The sequence below is a fragment of the Vibrio sp. Vb0937 genome (assembly GCF_033338855.1).
The window spans coordinates 16,166-29,439 of sequence record NZ_JAWOTK010000011.1 but is presented as its reverse complement, the minus strand read 5'-3'; the positions used below and the strand labels follow the sequence as shown (position 1 = coordinate 29,439).

Sequence of the window (13,274 nt, the reverse complement as noted above, 5' to 3'; positions counted from 1 at the left end):
AAACGTGTGCAAAAAAGTTGAGGTAAGGTATCTCAAAGATAAGAAAGAGTAGTGGTTTACTAAAAAGCGCCCCAATTGCGCTTGGCAATTGGGTAGATATGCGTCACATTGCGTTTGCAAAAAAACATGAAAACCAATGGTCAGACCTAATAATTATTTACACACTAAATGTAAAACAGCTATTGTTTTCATAGTTCGAAACAAATCTAACATATCAAGATGACGCTTCGCTTGCGCGTCTGGAATAAGTCCGGGTTCCGGGGGGGAGTCCGGACTTTTTTATTGCTCTAAAATCTTTGCCCACAATAGAGCCAACAGAAGCTAAGTCGTAATGATGCAAACTAACTGTTTATAGTAATTCTTTAGAAATCAACTGAAGTAAAAACGTTTCGCGCTCAATGCTCATGCCTTTTTTCGGGCTTTCTGCCATCGTTTTTTCATTGTGTGCAATTGCTTCGTGTATGTTCATCCATACCGGGTGCATTCCATTTTTAACTTCGTAATCTTCATACGCCGTTTCGCCTAGCTCACGTTCGATTTTACATGTATAACAATACGACACCATGTGCATCACGTCAGCGTCATCCTTGTACCACGGACGAAACTCCTCAAAGATTCCGAAAGGCTTAATACCATGTATATTTTGGGCGCCCGTTTCTTCCTCTAATTCACGGACTAATCCAGCAATGACATCTTCACCATCATCAATACCACCGCCTGGTAGCGTGTAGTCATGGTAACGTTCTGTATAGAGCAACAGCACATCTTCACCATCAAGTACAATGGCTCGCGCTGCATTGCGCTGAAAAACAATTTTGTCATCCAAATGCTCTATGTCTGGATGAACGGTCGATTTTAAATGTCTCATCGAAAATACCACGGTCAATGTTTTGTGCGCATATTACCGAATTTCACACTTTAAATCATTGTTGTAGGCCAGGTACGTTCGAGCGCTTGTCAGGAAGTGATTGATATGACCTTCACAACAATACGCCAAGAACAGAAGTGTGACGTGCTAATCAGCAATAAATGAGAATATCTAAATTCTTATACGTCCCTCTTACTTTTAACATCGATAAGACAATAATCTCTTAAAGTTGCCTATAATCAATACAATACTCGCCCACCCCATGCGGAGATAAAGAATGAAAAAGACAAATTTAATGATGGCTATGGCTGCAACATTGGTACTGGCTGGTTGTTCAACTTACGAGGGAGCGACCCGATCAACTGAGTATACCTCCGTTGCAAATCCCGCAGCCGTATACTGTGTTCAGCAAGGTGGTGAGCTGGATACCGTGTCGGAAAACGGCGAACGTGTCACTTACTGTGTGCTGTCGGACAATGAACGCGTCGAGCAATGGGAATACTATCGCGAGAATCACAAAGAAAATGAGGGTGACAACTACTAATTATTTTTATCGATACGTCACCTTCCCTCTATCACTTAGGAGCCTTTGGGCTCCTTTTTTATTTGATTTATCAAAGTGTTCTTACGTTGTTTTTACATATCTCTGACTTTACCGCACATCGACCCTATATCGAACAGTGTTCTATTCTTGACATTCCCCTGACATAACTTTCCACTTGGACAATAAAATTCCAAACACAGATCACACTAATTCACATTTCTTCCACATTTTCTGGGACAGGTGAGCAAGATGAAAACACAAATAGTAAAAGAAGCCGAGTCAGCCCCAAGCAACGTTGTTACTGAAAAATCAAAGCGCATTATTTATAAATCGAGTTTAAACGCCTTGATGATTGTCGCTATAAGTATTCTCGTTAACCTTAGTCTTCGTCTTGATTATGTCGTGTTGGGATCAAGCCTTGGCGAGCTTTCCGTTACAGAAACGCTCCAGCTTGTGATGCTTGCTATTGCATCATGGTCGTTTTTCAGCTTATCGAAACAACAGCCTCAGCTAAAGCATGCGGCTATTTTGATTGCAGGATTTTTTGCAGTACTGATTATTCGCGAAACGGACTATTGGACAGACATGATTCATCATGGCTCTTGGGTTTTCCCAGCACTTGCTGTCACCGCACTGGCTTGCGCCAAAGCTTACCAAGGTGGTAAAGGTACCATGAACGAAATGGCGACCATTTTAACGGTGCCACATATGAAGCTATTAGTTGGTGCTGTAATGCTATTATTAGTCTTCTCTCGTTTGTATGGTATGGGTAGTTTTTGGCAACAAGTGATGGACGAAAATTACATCCGTGATGTTAAAAATATCTCAGAAGAAGGTATAGAACTGCTTTGCTACTGTTTGATCGCATTAAGCGCCGTCCGCACAAAACGCGAGCTTAATGAATAGACTCTGGGTCAAAGCGACGGTTCAATGCCGTCAGTATCGGATGGAAGATACTTAATGCCTTTTCCGCAGCACCTACAGATTCATCCAAGGCCGTCATTTCGACGGCCTTTTTCATTTCTTCAATATGTTGCAAAGCCTCTTTATCGAGCGGTAAAGAGAGCAATTTGTGAATAGTATCTCTTGCGATCATAAGTGGCTTTTTTCGGACAATTGATAAATCTCGGAAAAATACGCCATGCTTGACCCCTTCTAAATAAACTCGGTAGGTTGTGAGTTCATCGAGTAGCAAGAATGTGTCCGCCATAAGCCCTTTATGTGGGTAAGGCACGCTAATATGTTTGCTGATATCCAGTGGAATATTGAGGGTCACCCCCATGGATTCGCAATCGGATTTAAGTACTCGTAATAAGCCTTGCTCATCCATCAAATTCTGGATATCAATGATTCGTTCGAGGTGGTAGTCATTAGACAGCAAGATAACCTCAACCGGATGCCCCAACCATAACTCGAACAACCCACTTTTGCACAAAACTTGGGAAACATAACGCATGTTTTGAAACGTGTTCAACGACTCCGTTTCTAAGAGTATATGACGTTCAGGGAACGGATTCACAGAGTCTGCGTTTAGGGTTCTAAAATACGCGTACATCGCCTCTGCTTCAGAAACACTTTGTCCTTGCGTTACTCCGCCACAAAAAACAATCACCGTTCGCTCTATCGGTAGTGATGCAGTCCTACAAGACAAAGCTTCGACTCTGGTTATGCCCTCAGAGGTCAACCTGTTATTGACGAGGCGTTTACCTAAAACGATGACGATGTTGTCTAACTTCATTTTAAAATCTCGCGCTTAGTTGGCAGTGTTACAAAAATCTTCTTTCACTCCCGACCCACAAGCTTTAACATCTAGTTAACAACACTGTTCTAGAGACCTTTATAAAGGTTCACTGCTAAAGGAAGTCAATTATGCTGTCGATTTTCGATATATTTAAAATTGGTGTCGGGCCATCCAGCTCCCACACTAATGGTCCTATGCTTGCCGGATTCCATTTCACTCAGCTAGTTAGCGACTCTATGGCGAAAGTGCATCGGGTGCAAGTGGACCTTTATGGCTCATTGTCACTGACAGGTCGAGGGCACCATACAGACCGAGCCACGGTCCTTGGTTTGATGGGAAATAAACCTGATACCATCAAAATGAGCAGTGCCAAAAGTGCGCTACAAAATACCATAGACAATAATACGCTCATGCTCGCCGGTACACACCAGATTGAGTTTAGCTACGACCATGACATCGTCTTTCATAGCGACAACCTTCCCCTGCATGAAAATGGTATGACGATTACGGCATTAGACGCAGCTGGAGATCAAGTAGCGTTTGAAATTTATTACTCCATTGGGGGCGGATTCATCGCCACCGCCGACGAACTAGAGAACGGCACGCAACAAAATGAGGTCGCAGTACCATTTCCGTTTACATCCGCAGATGAGATGCTGGAAAAAGCCGAGACGAACGGTTTCAGCTTGGGAGGCATGATCCTCCAAAACGAACTCGCATTTCGCTCAGACGAAGAAATTAACCAAAGAGCAGAGCAAATTTGGAAAGTGATGTCGCTCTGCATGCAACGTGGCTTCGATACGGAAGGGATTTTGGAAGGTGGTCTAAATGTCACTCGTCGAGCACCAAACCTTTTGAAAAAGCTCGAAGCCAACGCTGCAGTTGAAAACGATCCGATGGAGATCATGGATTGGATCAATCTCTTTGCCTTTGCGGTTAGTGAAGAAAATGCAGCAGGAGGGCAAGTCGTCACTTCTCCAACGAATGGTGCAGCAGGGGTGATTCCGGCGGTATTGATGTACTACCATCGCTTCATCAAAGAGCTCGATGTTAAACAGCTAAAAGACTTTCTCGCAGTCGCCGGCGCTATCGGCATCTTATATAAAACTAACGCGTCAATTTCTGGTGCAGAAGTGGGGTGTCAGGGAGAAGTTGGGGTTTCTTCATCCATGGCTGCCGCTGGCTTAACAGCGCTAAGAGGGGGCAGTAACGAGCAGATTTGTATTGCTGCGGAAATTGCGATGGAGCATTCATTGGGTATGACTTGTGACCCGATTGGCGGCTTGGTTCAAGTACCTTGTATTGAAAGAAATGCCATGGGAGCAATGAAAGCGATTAATGCATCGCGTATGGCATTAAAGCGCACAAGTAAATGCTTAATTTCGTTAGATAAAGTTATCGAAACCATGTATCAGACTGGTAAAGATATGAATAAAAAATACCGTGAAACCTCTTTGGGGGGCTTAGCTGTCATTCATATGGCACCGCCATGCGAATAATGGCAAGTGGTCATTGCGCTTAGCTTCTCACCATACGCTTATCTGGTAATTATGATCTGATGATATTACATATAGAAATGCCGCGTTCTTCGCGGCATTTTCTTAACAAGAAACTATTCGATTAATCACGTCGACCACGAAGTTCAATTTTTTGAGTTGCAGCATCCGAATGGATTGTTACACCGCCATAGGCCATTTCATTGCGACCCTTCAGCGTCAATTGAGAATCTGCACGCTCTACGTCAACCTGATTTTTCGTTGCCATCGTCATATCAATCGTGCCCGTGTATGACCCATCGCCAGCAAATGCTACGTTTGTTGAGCAAACCATCAAAACAAGTGCGATTAGTTTTTTCATACATCACCTCTATTATCGTTCTTACTTTCTTTCGGTGGAAAAACTGTAACAACAGAAACGCGCTCATACGAGGAAAGCCATTATTTACCAAATGGAAATCCATGCTAATAAACTGATGTAACCAAGAATAACTTATCGTTACCTTCAATAAATCAGGGATAAGGCAGCGACTTAAATTGACCGAGCGTTGTCTTTTCTTAAGAAATTCAGCGATATGATTTGTCGACAAAAGCCAAGCGAGAGAATGTATGAGCGTTAATCTGGATATTCAAAATATTTTGGTATTAAAACGGATGTATGAGCTACGTAACGTCCGGTTAGTCGCAGAATCACTCGGTAAAACGTCAGGAGCAATCAGCAAAAATCTGACTAAGATGAAAACTCAGCTCAATGATCCGCTATTCGTTCAGACTAAAAATGGCTTTGAACCAACAGCTTTTGTGGAAGCGAACATTACGCATTTTGAGCAAATACTCAACAGCATTAATTCCATCAAACCACAGCATTTTTCACCAGCTCATTTTGACGGCTCAATCACTATTTATGCCAACACATTGTTTTGGGAGTACTTCGGTGACAAGTTTTACTTGGAGTTACTAAAGCACGCCCCAAACGCAAAATTCTCATGTTTGCGCTGGGGTAGAGAAGCAAAAAAACGATTAATTAACGGTGAAAACGCCATTGCGATTCATTACTTTGATGAAGATCTGCCACAGTCAATTGTTCAGACCGAACTAGGGCGAGGAAAAGCGGTATTTTTTGTTCGAGAAGATCATCCCGCTCAAAACTCCCAAGAACTAGAAGAATACCCTTTTATACTTTTTAAAACGCCGGGATGGAACGACTACCGATACCCTGTGTTGGAAAGGCTCAAACATATGGGTTTTAGAACCACACCTAAAGTGGAAATTGAGCATCCAGCGATGATTCAAAAAGTGCTTCTGCAAACGAATCATTTTGGCATAACGATGAGTGGACATGTTCCTAAGGGTTGCCGAAGTATCGCGCTTCCTGCTGGGCTAGAGCTTGATGTTCGCTACGTGATGAGCTGCCGTCGCTCTCAACAGCAAGCTCCGGTAAATCAGTGGTTATTAGATGTCATTAAGCATGTCGCTCAGTCCTAGACTGATGACTTGCCATTGCTAATAAGAGCCAAACCACACATGCGCTCTACTCACTCGCTGAACGAACATTAAAGACTCTGTATTAACCATTGAGCAAAGGTGTTTACGTGTGATTTTTCGGATGCTCGAACCATCATATAATGTGCACCAGAACTTGGCATATGCCAATTTCCAACCTGGACTAATACGCCCTGTTGCAGCTCATCCTCAACAAGAAAGTCTCTTACCAGCAACACGCCAAGTTGATTAATCGCAGCATGAATAGCAAGCAATGAATGCTCAAACTCGGCGACGACTTTGCTCACCTTCCCTTGATAACCTTGGTGCGCAAGCCAGTCTTGCCAAGATTCATGATAACCGCTAGTACAGATTTTAGGCACTTTAGCTAACTGCAAGAGGTCATTTATCGGGTTTAAATGCATAAAGCCCGGGCTTGCGACAACTATCCAGTTTTCTTGGGTTAATCGTATGGCTTCTTGCTCTTGCCAATCTCCATCTCCGTTAATAATTTCGATATCCGCAATCGCACTGGCGTTTGGAACTGTATTAGCAGTTGTCGAGACTTTAAAGGAAATGTCTGGGAATTGTCGCTGAAAATCAGCCAATCTTGGCATTAACCACTGAGAGCAAAAGCTGTGAGCGACATGTAAGTTAACTTGCGTATTCTTGGGACGAGTAAATAAATGCTGCGTCGTGGTCGATAATGTTTGAAGCACATGATTAACCACAGGCCAGTATTCTTGTGCGGAGCAGGTCAGCGTAAGGTGAGTGCCCTTACGCTCGAATAACGTCGCATTGAGCTGTGACTCTAGCGATTTCACCTGTTGGCTGACGGCCGCACGAGTCACATTTAGCTCCTCTGCGGCTTTTGTAAAACTCTGTAGTCGCGCCGTGGCTTCAAAAGCTCGGAGCAAATTGAGCGGCGGTAAACTTTGCATATCATTCTCCCAAACACTTGGCTGTCATGCTATGAACTGGTGATGACAAATTGATGAAGGTGCTGAGTTTACGTATGTTGAGCACATGTCAAAGCGTCCCGATATAACTATGTTTCTACACAACTACTTAGTTAGTTAAGCGGGATCAAAAAAGCCAGCGTGATACACGCTGGCTTTTGGAACTTTATCTTAAGCAGGAATTATTCTGCTTTTTCAGTTGTTTGGTATTCAAACGCAGGAACAACCACTTCAACACGACGGTTCATTTGACGACCTTGACGTGTCTCGTTGCTTGCCACTGGGTTAGCTTCACCCATGCCTTTCACTGTCATACGCTCAGCCGCAATACCTTTTGCTTGGAACTCGTCAGCAACGGCTTTCGCACGTTTTTCTGTGAGTTGCTTGTTGTAAGCAGCAGAACCTGTCGTATCGCTGTAACCCGTGATCTCAACTTGAGCTTGTGGGTAAGTATTCATCAAATCAACGGTACCAGAAAGGTTCGACGCGTCTTTCACTTCTGCACTTTCTAAGTCGAATTGTACTGTCGCTGTTGTTTGAGCAGGGTAAACGTGATCTACAATGCGTGTTGCAGGACGTGCTTCTACCACCTCTTCAACGGCTTTTTCTTGAACGACAGGCTCAGAGCCAAACTTGTAGTTGAAACCGATACCGAAGAAATCTGAATCCATGTCTTCAATTACATCATCAGACATATCTTGGTAGCGTTGGTATTCAGCACGTAGGCTCCAGTTGTAGTTGATTTGGTATTCAGCACCCAGAGAGCCAGTTGGTACGAAATCTTTCTCGTCACCAGCTATCATGTATGCAGCACCAACTTTCGCGAATAGATTCCAAGAATCCGTTAGCGGTAGGTTAAATTTAGGAGCAAGCGTCAACGCCCAAAGATCACCATCAACGGTGTTTAGGCCAGGCTTTTTGAAGTTTGCAGTGAAGTCACCAAGGTAATCAACACCATACTCTGCTGCAACGTACTTGTTGAAGCTGTAGCCTAAGTGCATAGATGCTGCAAAACTGTCGTCGTCACAAGGTTCGTTTAGGTAACACGCATCGTTTAGAGAGTTGTAACCTACTTTACCGCCCATGTAAGTGTCAGCAAGTGCAACGTTTGAGATCACACCACCAGCAAGTACAGTAGCCACTGCTATAGCGATTTTTTTCATTATTCTTTTCCTTTTTCTTGTACACAAAGCAACACACCGCGGCAGCATACTGCCGTAAAATATGAAGCCGTAACTTTCTCTTTTCTTCGAATAGAAATAGCTAAATAGCGTAGGAAAGAATCAAAAATGATATTCAAACGCCAATGACGTAAAACGGAAAAAGGTAACCTCAAGACCATCTATTCATGAGCTTCATCCGCATACCCAACCGAAAAATAAAGTTCGTTGCGTTGGTTTAGCCATAGTCAATTCGTTGCGGAGAATATCACAAAGAAGCCAACTTTCTGTGACGCAAATCACCATAAAAAGCCACTTTCTCAAATTTAAGAATCATCATTTAAGCTTGTGAATGGCAACAAATTTTTACAGGGGAGCGTGGATATGGAGAGCACAAAAAAACAGCTCATTTAAAATGAGCTGTTTTCGAAATAATGAAAAAGCGTTAACTCGTCGCGCTAAATTTTATCCGCTACGGTTAACGTTGCAGCTAATACATCTTGTCCAAACAAGACACTACGCTCAGGAGACCAACCGTAAAGTGGATCTGGGTGATTGTTGTTATCTTTAAATGGCATTTCGATTGTGTAAGACAAGCATTTGAACTGCTCTGCAACCCAATTTGAACCGACCGTCAAATTCGCTTTACCAGGCTCATCTTTATCGTAACCAATCTCATCTTGGAACTCTGGCGTAATAGTCAGTAACGCTTGCTTAAATGATGTCTCTAAAGCGGCAAGATTTTCATCGTAAGAAGGAATACCTTCTGAGCCAGCGACGAAGTTATACGGAATCGCTTCATCGCCATGAATATCTAAAAACATGTCAACACCCGTTTCCAGCATGCGCTGACGCACAAGGTAGACTTCTGGGCTCTTTTCCATTGATGGCGTTTGCCATTCACGATTTAGGTTTACGCCTACTGCGTTGGTACGCAAGTGACCGCGAATACCACCGTCTGGGTTCATGTTTGGTACGACGTAAAGCACCGCTTTTTCAAGCAATGCACGCGCAACCGTGTCGTTTTCATCTAACAGACGTTGGATCATACCTTCCATGAACCATTCCGCCATTGTCTCACCTGGGTGCTGACGTGCAATCATCCAGATTTTCTTTTTACCTTCTTCTGGCTCACCGAAAGTAAGCAAGCTCATGTCGTTGCCGTCTAATGTGTGGCCTAGTGTTTCAAGTTGGCAGTGGTGCGCGCTTTGTGCCATGTGTAACAAGTCTAAATGACGATCGTACGTGTATGGCGCAAAGTACGCGAAGTTAATTGAGCTGCGCTCAGGGATTACAGTGAAAGTCAGCGTGTCGCCATCGAACTCTGCCGGTACTCGGAACCATTCTTCACGATCGTAAGACGCAACCACATCGTAACCTTGCCATCCTTCTGGATAAGCCGATTTAGCCAAATCAAGCAATTTGATGGTGTGCGATTGCTCAGCTTCTGTCTCAAGACGGAAGTGGAACCACTGGTAGAATTCCGACATATTGTCGTTAGGAATTTTGAGTTGGATGTCGTTTTTGTCGTCCGCTTTCACTACGTGAATGCTGCCGCTATCGAAGTTGCTGAATACTTTCATTTTATGACTCACCTTTTAAATCTGAGCTTGAAAGACAGAGGCTAACACAAGGCTTCATCGCGCCCCAATGACTTTCACTGCAAACTGTCTCGTTTGTGGCTAAAGTCTTCAGTTTAGTCAAGCTTATCCGCTTTGCCTGCTGGTCCTGCAAGTTTTGCTAGCCGCTTATCCCAGATAAACGGCGTTTTCTCGTTATCTTCTGCTTCCTCTTTTCGACGTACCGCGTTGCGCACTATCATAGCCCCGGTCCAGCGAAGCGGTTCTGGTGGGAAACACCCCAACGGTCCTTTGGCTAAACCACTGTTCGTCCACTCGTTATCGATTCCCAATATCAATGAAGATAGGATCTTTCCGCCCATGCGAGTCTGCGCTACACCATTGCCTGAATAACCAAATCCGTAAAAGATATTGCTCTGTTTATCTAGCTCGCCGAAAAAAGGGAAACCAGTAGCAGAACGATCAGAGCCCCCCGTCCATGAATAAGCAAACTCCTCGCCTCTCAAACGAGGAAACAACTTATCGAACGACTTACGCAGTAGACCTTGGTAGCGTGTTGGCTTGTTAAACATTACGTCAACTTGGTTATTGAAAGAAAACTGATTGCCGCCTTTCCCCAACATCAAACGGCCATCTGGCGTATCTCGGTAATAGTGCACAAAAATACGAGAATCCAACACACTAGAACCTACCTGCCAACCAGATTGAGGTAGTGCGTCACCAAGCGGCTTGGTGATCACCATGTCGGAAGAGACCACCACGATACTGTTTTTAAACTGTTTAAACTGCTCCACCATCCATGCGTTCAATGCCAACACCACCTGCTGCGCTTGAACATTTCCTTTAGGTGTACAGACAGTGGCAGGTTTTCCATAATCTAAACGCGTCATCGGCGTATTCTCATAGATTTCAACACCCAACTCCATTGCGACGCGTCTTAATCCTCTCGCCAATAAAGCAGGTTGAACGCTGGCTGCAACTGGAGAGTGAAAGCCTTCTATATTGCGCGGCGATCCCGCATTGGCACGCAGTTCCTCCACCGAGCAACGACGCCAACTGTTCACTTCTAATCGCTTTAACTCGTCCACAACTGGCTGCATTCCCCCAGTTTGAGCCGGATTGGTTGCAGTGTAATAAACCCCTTTTAACGATAATTGCGCATCGATGTTGTGCTGCTGACAAAAGTCGTCAATCTCTAGCACTGCTTGTTCCGACTCTTTTACTAACCAAGCAGCATGTTCTTCACCGAATAACCGTTTCAATGTCGGGAACTTGGTAGACCAAGTCAGCATACAACCGCCGTTTGCGCCCGATGCACCACTGCCACATAAGCCCTTTTCGATAACAACCACCTGTTTTGCCGGAGATTGCTGCTTAATCATAATCGCGGTCCAAAGTCCGGTGTATCCGCCACCAACAATCGCAACGTCAGTATTAATGTTCTGCTGTAACGGTTGTGGCGTTTCTGGTTGCTCAGCTTCAATTGCCTGCTTGAACCAATATGAATGATGTGTCATCGGGTATCCTCGTTAGTGCGTTACATCCATTTCCGCAAACACTTTACAAACGATGATGACAATCAACGAGCAAGAAAATCTAACGCTGAGCGATAGAAAATGTTGCACTGAGAGTGTGAAAATTTTCGCTTTCGACAAAAACAAAATGGGGAGCTCGTGGCTCCCCAAAACAAACAGCAAAAAATATTAGTGGTAAACAATTCAAGTCCGTCTTACTGGTTAGTATTTACCGGTATCACGCATGCGGTACTCGTATTGAACATTGAGAATAGGCTGGTAAACAACTTGCCCGTCACTTTGCAAGAACTCATTTACCATGACTTTTGAGTCAGTGATAGAAAACGATTGGCGATCAACATACGTTGTAAGGCTCGTAAACTCATCACGGAGTTGTCCAGATGATTTATTTTGGTAGCTTTGGATCATGTCTCGGCCCATTTCATAAGCCGCTTGTTTGCTATCCATTACGTCGCCATGGATAGTTTCGGTATCGTTTGTCCACTGATAACCACTAGCAAGAGCCATAGAAGGTGCAGCAATCAGAGCAATCGTACTTGCTAAAGTTGTTAAGCGTTTCATAAACCTCTCCTTACTTACCTTTACATCGGGCCAAAATTGGCTCGATACTTATAAGGTACGTATAAAGACCTAAAACACGTCAAAACAATTTCAAATAATGTTCAATTTTCGTTCAACTTATTTCACATTAACTTAGCAACTCAACGTCATATTCAGCCGACATTCGCATTTTCTTTCTTTTGAACAATGGGTTTCAACCTGACACTTCCTTACCAAACCATACAATACCTAAGGTCAATTTTCTCTTAGAATTCCAGCAAAAGAACAGTGTTCAAAACCTTACACAAACGTCGGACACAGCAAAAACCACCTCTTTTCAGTCGTGCTTTGCATTCCTCCTTTTCGGGTTCTTCGCTGCTCGTCCGTCGGTTCTTAATTGTCGCTATTGAGCACAAGTTAATCTGGAGTGAAAATGACCGCGAACAAATCCATTTTTTACCATAGCAAATCGATTTACTCAGATGATTATGCTGATGTCTACAAGCCAATTTGGACCTACAGAGCTAAGTTCATCTTACGTGCGCTTTATTACAAACGTGCATTTAAGCACCTTTCAGACAATATTGAATCGTCATTGTTAGAGTTGCTTTGTACACGTACGCATCGGTTTTTAGAGAAACCGTTTCGTCCGTATATCATCAAAAACAACTCAGCGTTCGATCGTTCTAACTTGGTAGTTGATCACTATAAAACTATTTCAGAACTGTTTTCTAAACAAACAATCGAAGAAATCTACACAGACTCGAAAGGCCTAACATTAGCCTCTTTTGAAATTGACGAAATACTGTACTCGGTGAGATTAGTATACGAAGCACGTTATCAAAAAGAAGGCGACATGAGCCTAGTGCTGCACAGCGCTGAAGATGGCAACTTCTACACGCTCTCTTTTACGCTAGGTCACATCGAATCTGGACGCAGCATTATGATTGGCGGCTTACAAGGACCGCGAAGCAGTGAAGAAAACAACGCGAAAATTAAAAAGCTAACTCGTAAGCTTTACGGACAGAGACCAAAAAGCTTGATGGTGAGCTTGCTCACTTTGCTCGCACAAATTTGGGAAGTGAACACGATTCTAGCAGTGAAAACGCAGTCCCATACTTACGCAGCTAAGCGCTACAGCAAAGGGCGAATCAAAACAGATTACGATGCACTCTGGCAAGAATTAGGCGGCACCGAATACAATCGTCATTTTTACTCAATTGATGTAAATGCACCCCGTCGAGATATCGAAGGCATGTCGCGCTCTAAGCGTTCGATGTATCGTCGCCGTTATGAATGGCTAGACAACACCAAGATCACTTTCGAACAAATATTAAAAGGCGAGCAAGCTAAAAGCTAAGGAGAAGCG

13 protein-coding genes are annotated in these 13,274 nt (G+C 43.7%); 5 read left to right on the top strand and 8 right to left on the bottom strand.

Annotation, left to right across the window (positions count from 1 at the left end; all coding sequences use genetic code 11):
• Nucleotides 1-349: 349 nt before the first annotated feature.
• The gene (locus R7P67_RS14985; RefSeq protein ID WP_054576174.1) at nucleotides 350-868 is read right to left on the bottom strand and encodes an NUDIX hydrolase; all 519 of its coding nucleotides are present in this window, start codon (nucleotides 866-868) and stop codon (nucleotides 350-352) included.
• Nucleotides 869-1,145: 277 nt separating this feature from the next.
• Between R7P67_RS14985 and R7P67_RS14980 the strand changes: the two genes are divergently transcribed.
• Both R7P67_RS14980 and R7P67_RS14975 read left to right on the top strand, forming a co-directional pair.
• Nucleotides 1,146-1,412, top strand: a complete 267-nt coding sequence (locus R7P67_RS14980) for a DUF333 domain-containing protein (protein WP_005374023.1) — start codon at nucleotides 1,146-1,148, stop codon at nucleotides 1,410-1,412.
• 249 nt (nucleotides 1,413-1,661) lie between these two features.
• Nucleotides 1,662-2,318, top strand: coding sequence for a hypothetical protein (locus tag R7P67_RS14975; RefSeq protein ID WP_005374025.1), 657 nt, complete (start codon nucleotides 1,662-1,664; stop codon nucleotides 2,316-2,318).
• On the opposite strand, the gene R7P67_RS14970 is transcribed toward R7P67_RS14975, so the two are convergent.
• On the bottom strand, nucleotides 2,308-3,150 hold the full coding sequence (locus R7P67_RS14970) for a YdcF family protein (RefSeq protein WP_054579234.1): 843 nt from the start codon (nucleotides 3,148-3,150) through the stop codon (nucleotides 2,308-2,310). The genes R7P67_RS14975 and R7P67_RS14970 overlap by 11 nt on opposite strands.
• A gap of 131 nt (nucleotides 3,151-3,281) precedes the next feature.
• On the opposite strand from R7P67_RS14970, the gene R7P67_RS14965 reads away from it, so the two are divergent.
• On the top strand, nucleotides 3,282-4,652 hold the full coding sequence (locus R7P67_RS14965; RefSeq protein ID WP_005374028.1) for an L-serine ammonia-lyase: 1,371 nt from the start codon (nucleotides 3,282-3,284) through the stop codon (nucleotides 4,650-4,652).
• Nucleotides 4,653-4,773: 121 nt separating this feature from the next.
• Here R7P67_RS14965 and R7P67_RS14960 read toward each other — a convergent pair whose 3' ends face one another.
• Complete coding sequence (locus R7P67_RS14960; protein WP_005374030.1) at nucleotides 4,774-5,010, bottom strand: hypothetical protein; 237 nt, start codon at nucleotides 5,008-5,010, stop codon at nucleotides 4,774-4,776.
• A gap of 248 nt (nucleotides 5,011-5,258) precedes the next feature.
• Between R7P67_RS14960 and R7P67_RS14955 the strand changes: the two genes are divergently transcribed.
• Nucleotides 5,259-6,134, top strand: coding sequence for a LysR family transcriptional regulator (locus R7P67_RS14955; protein ID WP_262652627.1), 876 nt, complete (start codon nucleotides 5,259-5,261; stop codon nucleotides 6,132-6,134).
• A gap of 68 nt (nucleotides 6,135-6,202) precedes the next feature.
• On the opposite strand, the gene R7P67_RS14950 is transcribed toward R7P67_RS14955, so the two are convergent.
• The 5 genes from R7P67_RS14950 to R7P67_RS14930 form a co-directional block, all read right to left on the bottom strand.
• Nucleotides 6,203-7,072: a LysR substrate-binding domain-containing protein gene (locus R7P67_RS14950; RefSeq protein WP_262634395.1), complete on the bottom strand. Its 870-nt coding sequence runs from the start codon at nucleotides 7,070-7,072 to the stop codon at nucleotides 6,203-6,205.
• 200 nt (nucleotides 7,073-7,272) lie between these two features.
• Nucleotides 7,273-8,253 (bottom strand): OmpA family protein, encoded by a 981-nt coding sequence (locus tag R7P67_RS14945; RefSeq protein WP_262652626.1) that lies wholly within the window; start codon nucleotides 8,251-8,253, stop codon nucleotides 7,273-7,275.
• 455 nt (nucleotides 8,254-8,708) lie between these two features.
• On the bottom strand, nucleotides 8,709-9,833 hold the full coding sequence (locus R7P67_RS14940) for a M14-type cytosolic carboxypeptidase (RefSeq protein ID WP_262652625.1): 1,125 nt from the start codon (nucleotides 9,831-9,833) through the stop codon (nucleotides 8,709-8,711).
• A 113-nt stretch (nucleotides 9,834-9,946) separates the two neighbouring features.
• Nucleotides 9,947-11,347, bottom strand: coding sequence for an FAD-dependent oxidoreductase (locus R7P67_RS14935; RefSeq protein ID WP_017819759.1), 1,401 nt, complete (start codon nucleotides 11,345-11,347; stop codon nucleotides 9,947-9,949).
• Nucleotides 11,348-11,566: 219 nt separating this feature from the next.
• The gene (locus R7P67_RS14930) at nucleotides 11,567-11,926 is read right to left on the bottom strand and encodes a DUF3316 domain-containing protein (protein WP_005374041.1); all 360 of its coding nucleotides are present in this window, start codon (nucleotides 11,924-11,926) and stop codon (nucleotides 11,567-11,569) included.
• 412 nt (nucleotides 11,927-12,338) lie between these two features.
• Here R7P67_RS14930 and R7P67_RS14925 point away from each other — a divergent pair, with 412 nt between their 5' ends.
• Complete coding sequence (locus R7P67_RS14925; protein ID WP_005384371.1) at nucleotides 12,339-13,265, top strand: VirK/YbjX family protein; 927 nt, start codon at nucleotides 12,339-12,341, stop codon at nucleotides 13,263-13,265.
• Nucleotides 13,266-13,274 lie beyond the last annotated feature (9 nt).

What these genes read in the sequence shown, in the direction of transcription:
- R7P67_RS14985 (WP_054576174.1), bottom strand. Translation starts at nt 868, where the DNA reads ATGAGACATTTAAAATCGACCGTTCATCCAGACATAGAGCATTTGGAT.
- R7P67_RS14940 (WP_262652625.1), bottom strand. Translation starts at nt 9,833, where the DNA reads ATGAAAGTATTCAGCAACTTCGATAGCGGCAGCATTCACGTAGTGAAA.
- R7P67_RS14975 (WP_005374025.1), top strand. Translation starts at nt 1,662, where the DNA reads ATGAAAACACAAATAGTAAAAGAAGCCGAGTCAGCCCCAAGCAACGTT.
- R7P67_RS14965 (WP_005374028.1), top strand. Translation starts at nt 3,282, where the DNA reads ATGCTGTCGATTTTCGATATATTTAAAATTGGTGTCGGGCCATCCAGC.
- R7P67_RS14925 (WP_005384371.1), top strand. Translation starts at nt 12,339, where the DNA reads ATGACCGCGAACAAATCCATTTTTTACCATAGCAAATCGATTTACTCA.
- R7P67_RS14960 (WP_005374030.1), bottom strand. Translation starts at nt 5,010, where the DNA reads ATGAAAAAACTAATCGCACTTGTTTTGATGGTTTGCTCAACAAACGTA.
- R7P67_RS14930 (WP_005374041.1), bottom strand. Translation starts at nt 11,926, where the DNA reads ATGAAACGCTTAACAACTTTAGCAAGTACGATTGCTCTGATTGCTGCA.
- R7P67_RS14945 (WP_262652626.1), bottom strand. Translation starts at nt 8,253, where the DNA reads ATGAAAAAAATCGCTATAGCAGTGGCTACTGTACTTGCTGGTGGTGTG.
- R7P67_RS14980 (WP_005374023.1), top strand. Translation starts at nt 1,146, where the DNA reads ATGAAAAAGACAAATTTAATGATGGCTATGGCTGCAACATTGGTACTG.
- R7P67_RS14970 (WP_054579234.1), bottom strand. Translation starts at nt 3,150, where the DNA reads ATGAAGTTAGACAACATCGTCATCGTTTTAGGTAAACGCCTCGTCAAT.
- R7P67_RS14950 (WP_262634395.1), bottom strand. Translation starts at nt 7,072, where the DNA reads ATGCAAAGTTTACCGCCGCTCAATTTGCTCCGAGCTTTTGAAGCCACG.
- R7P67_RS14935 (WP_017819759.1), bottom strand. Translation starts at nt 11,347, where the DNA reads ATGACACATCATTCATATTGGTTCAAGCAGGCAATTGAAGCTGAGCAA.
- R7P67_RS14955 (WP_262652627.1), top strand. Translation starts at nt 5,259, where the DNA reads ATGAGCGTTAATCTGGATATTCAAAATATTTTGGTATTAAAACGGATG.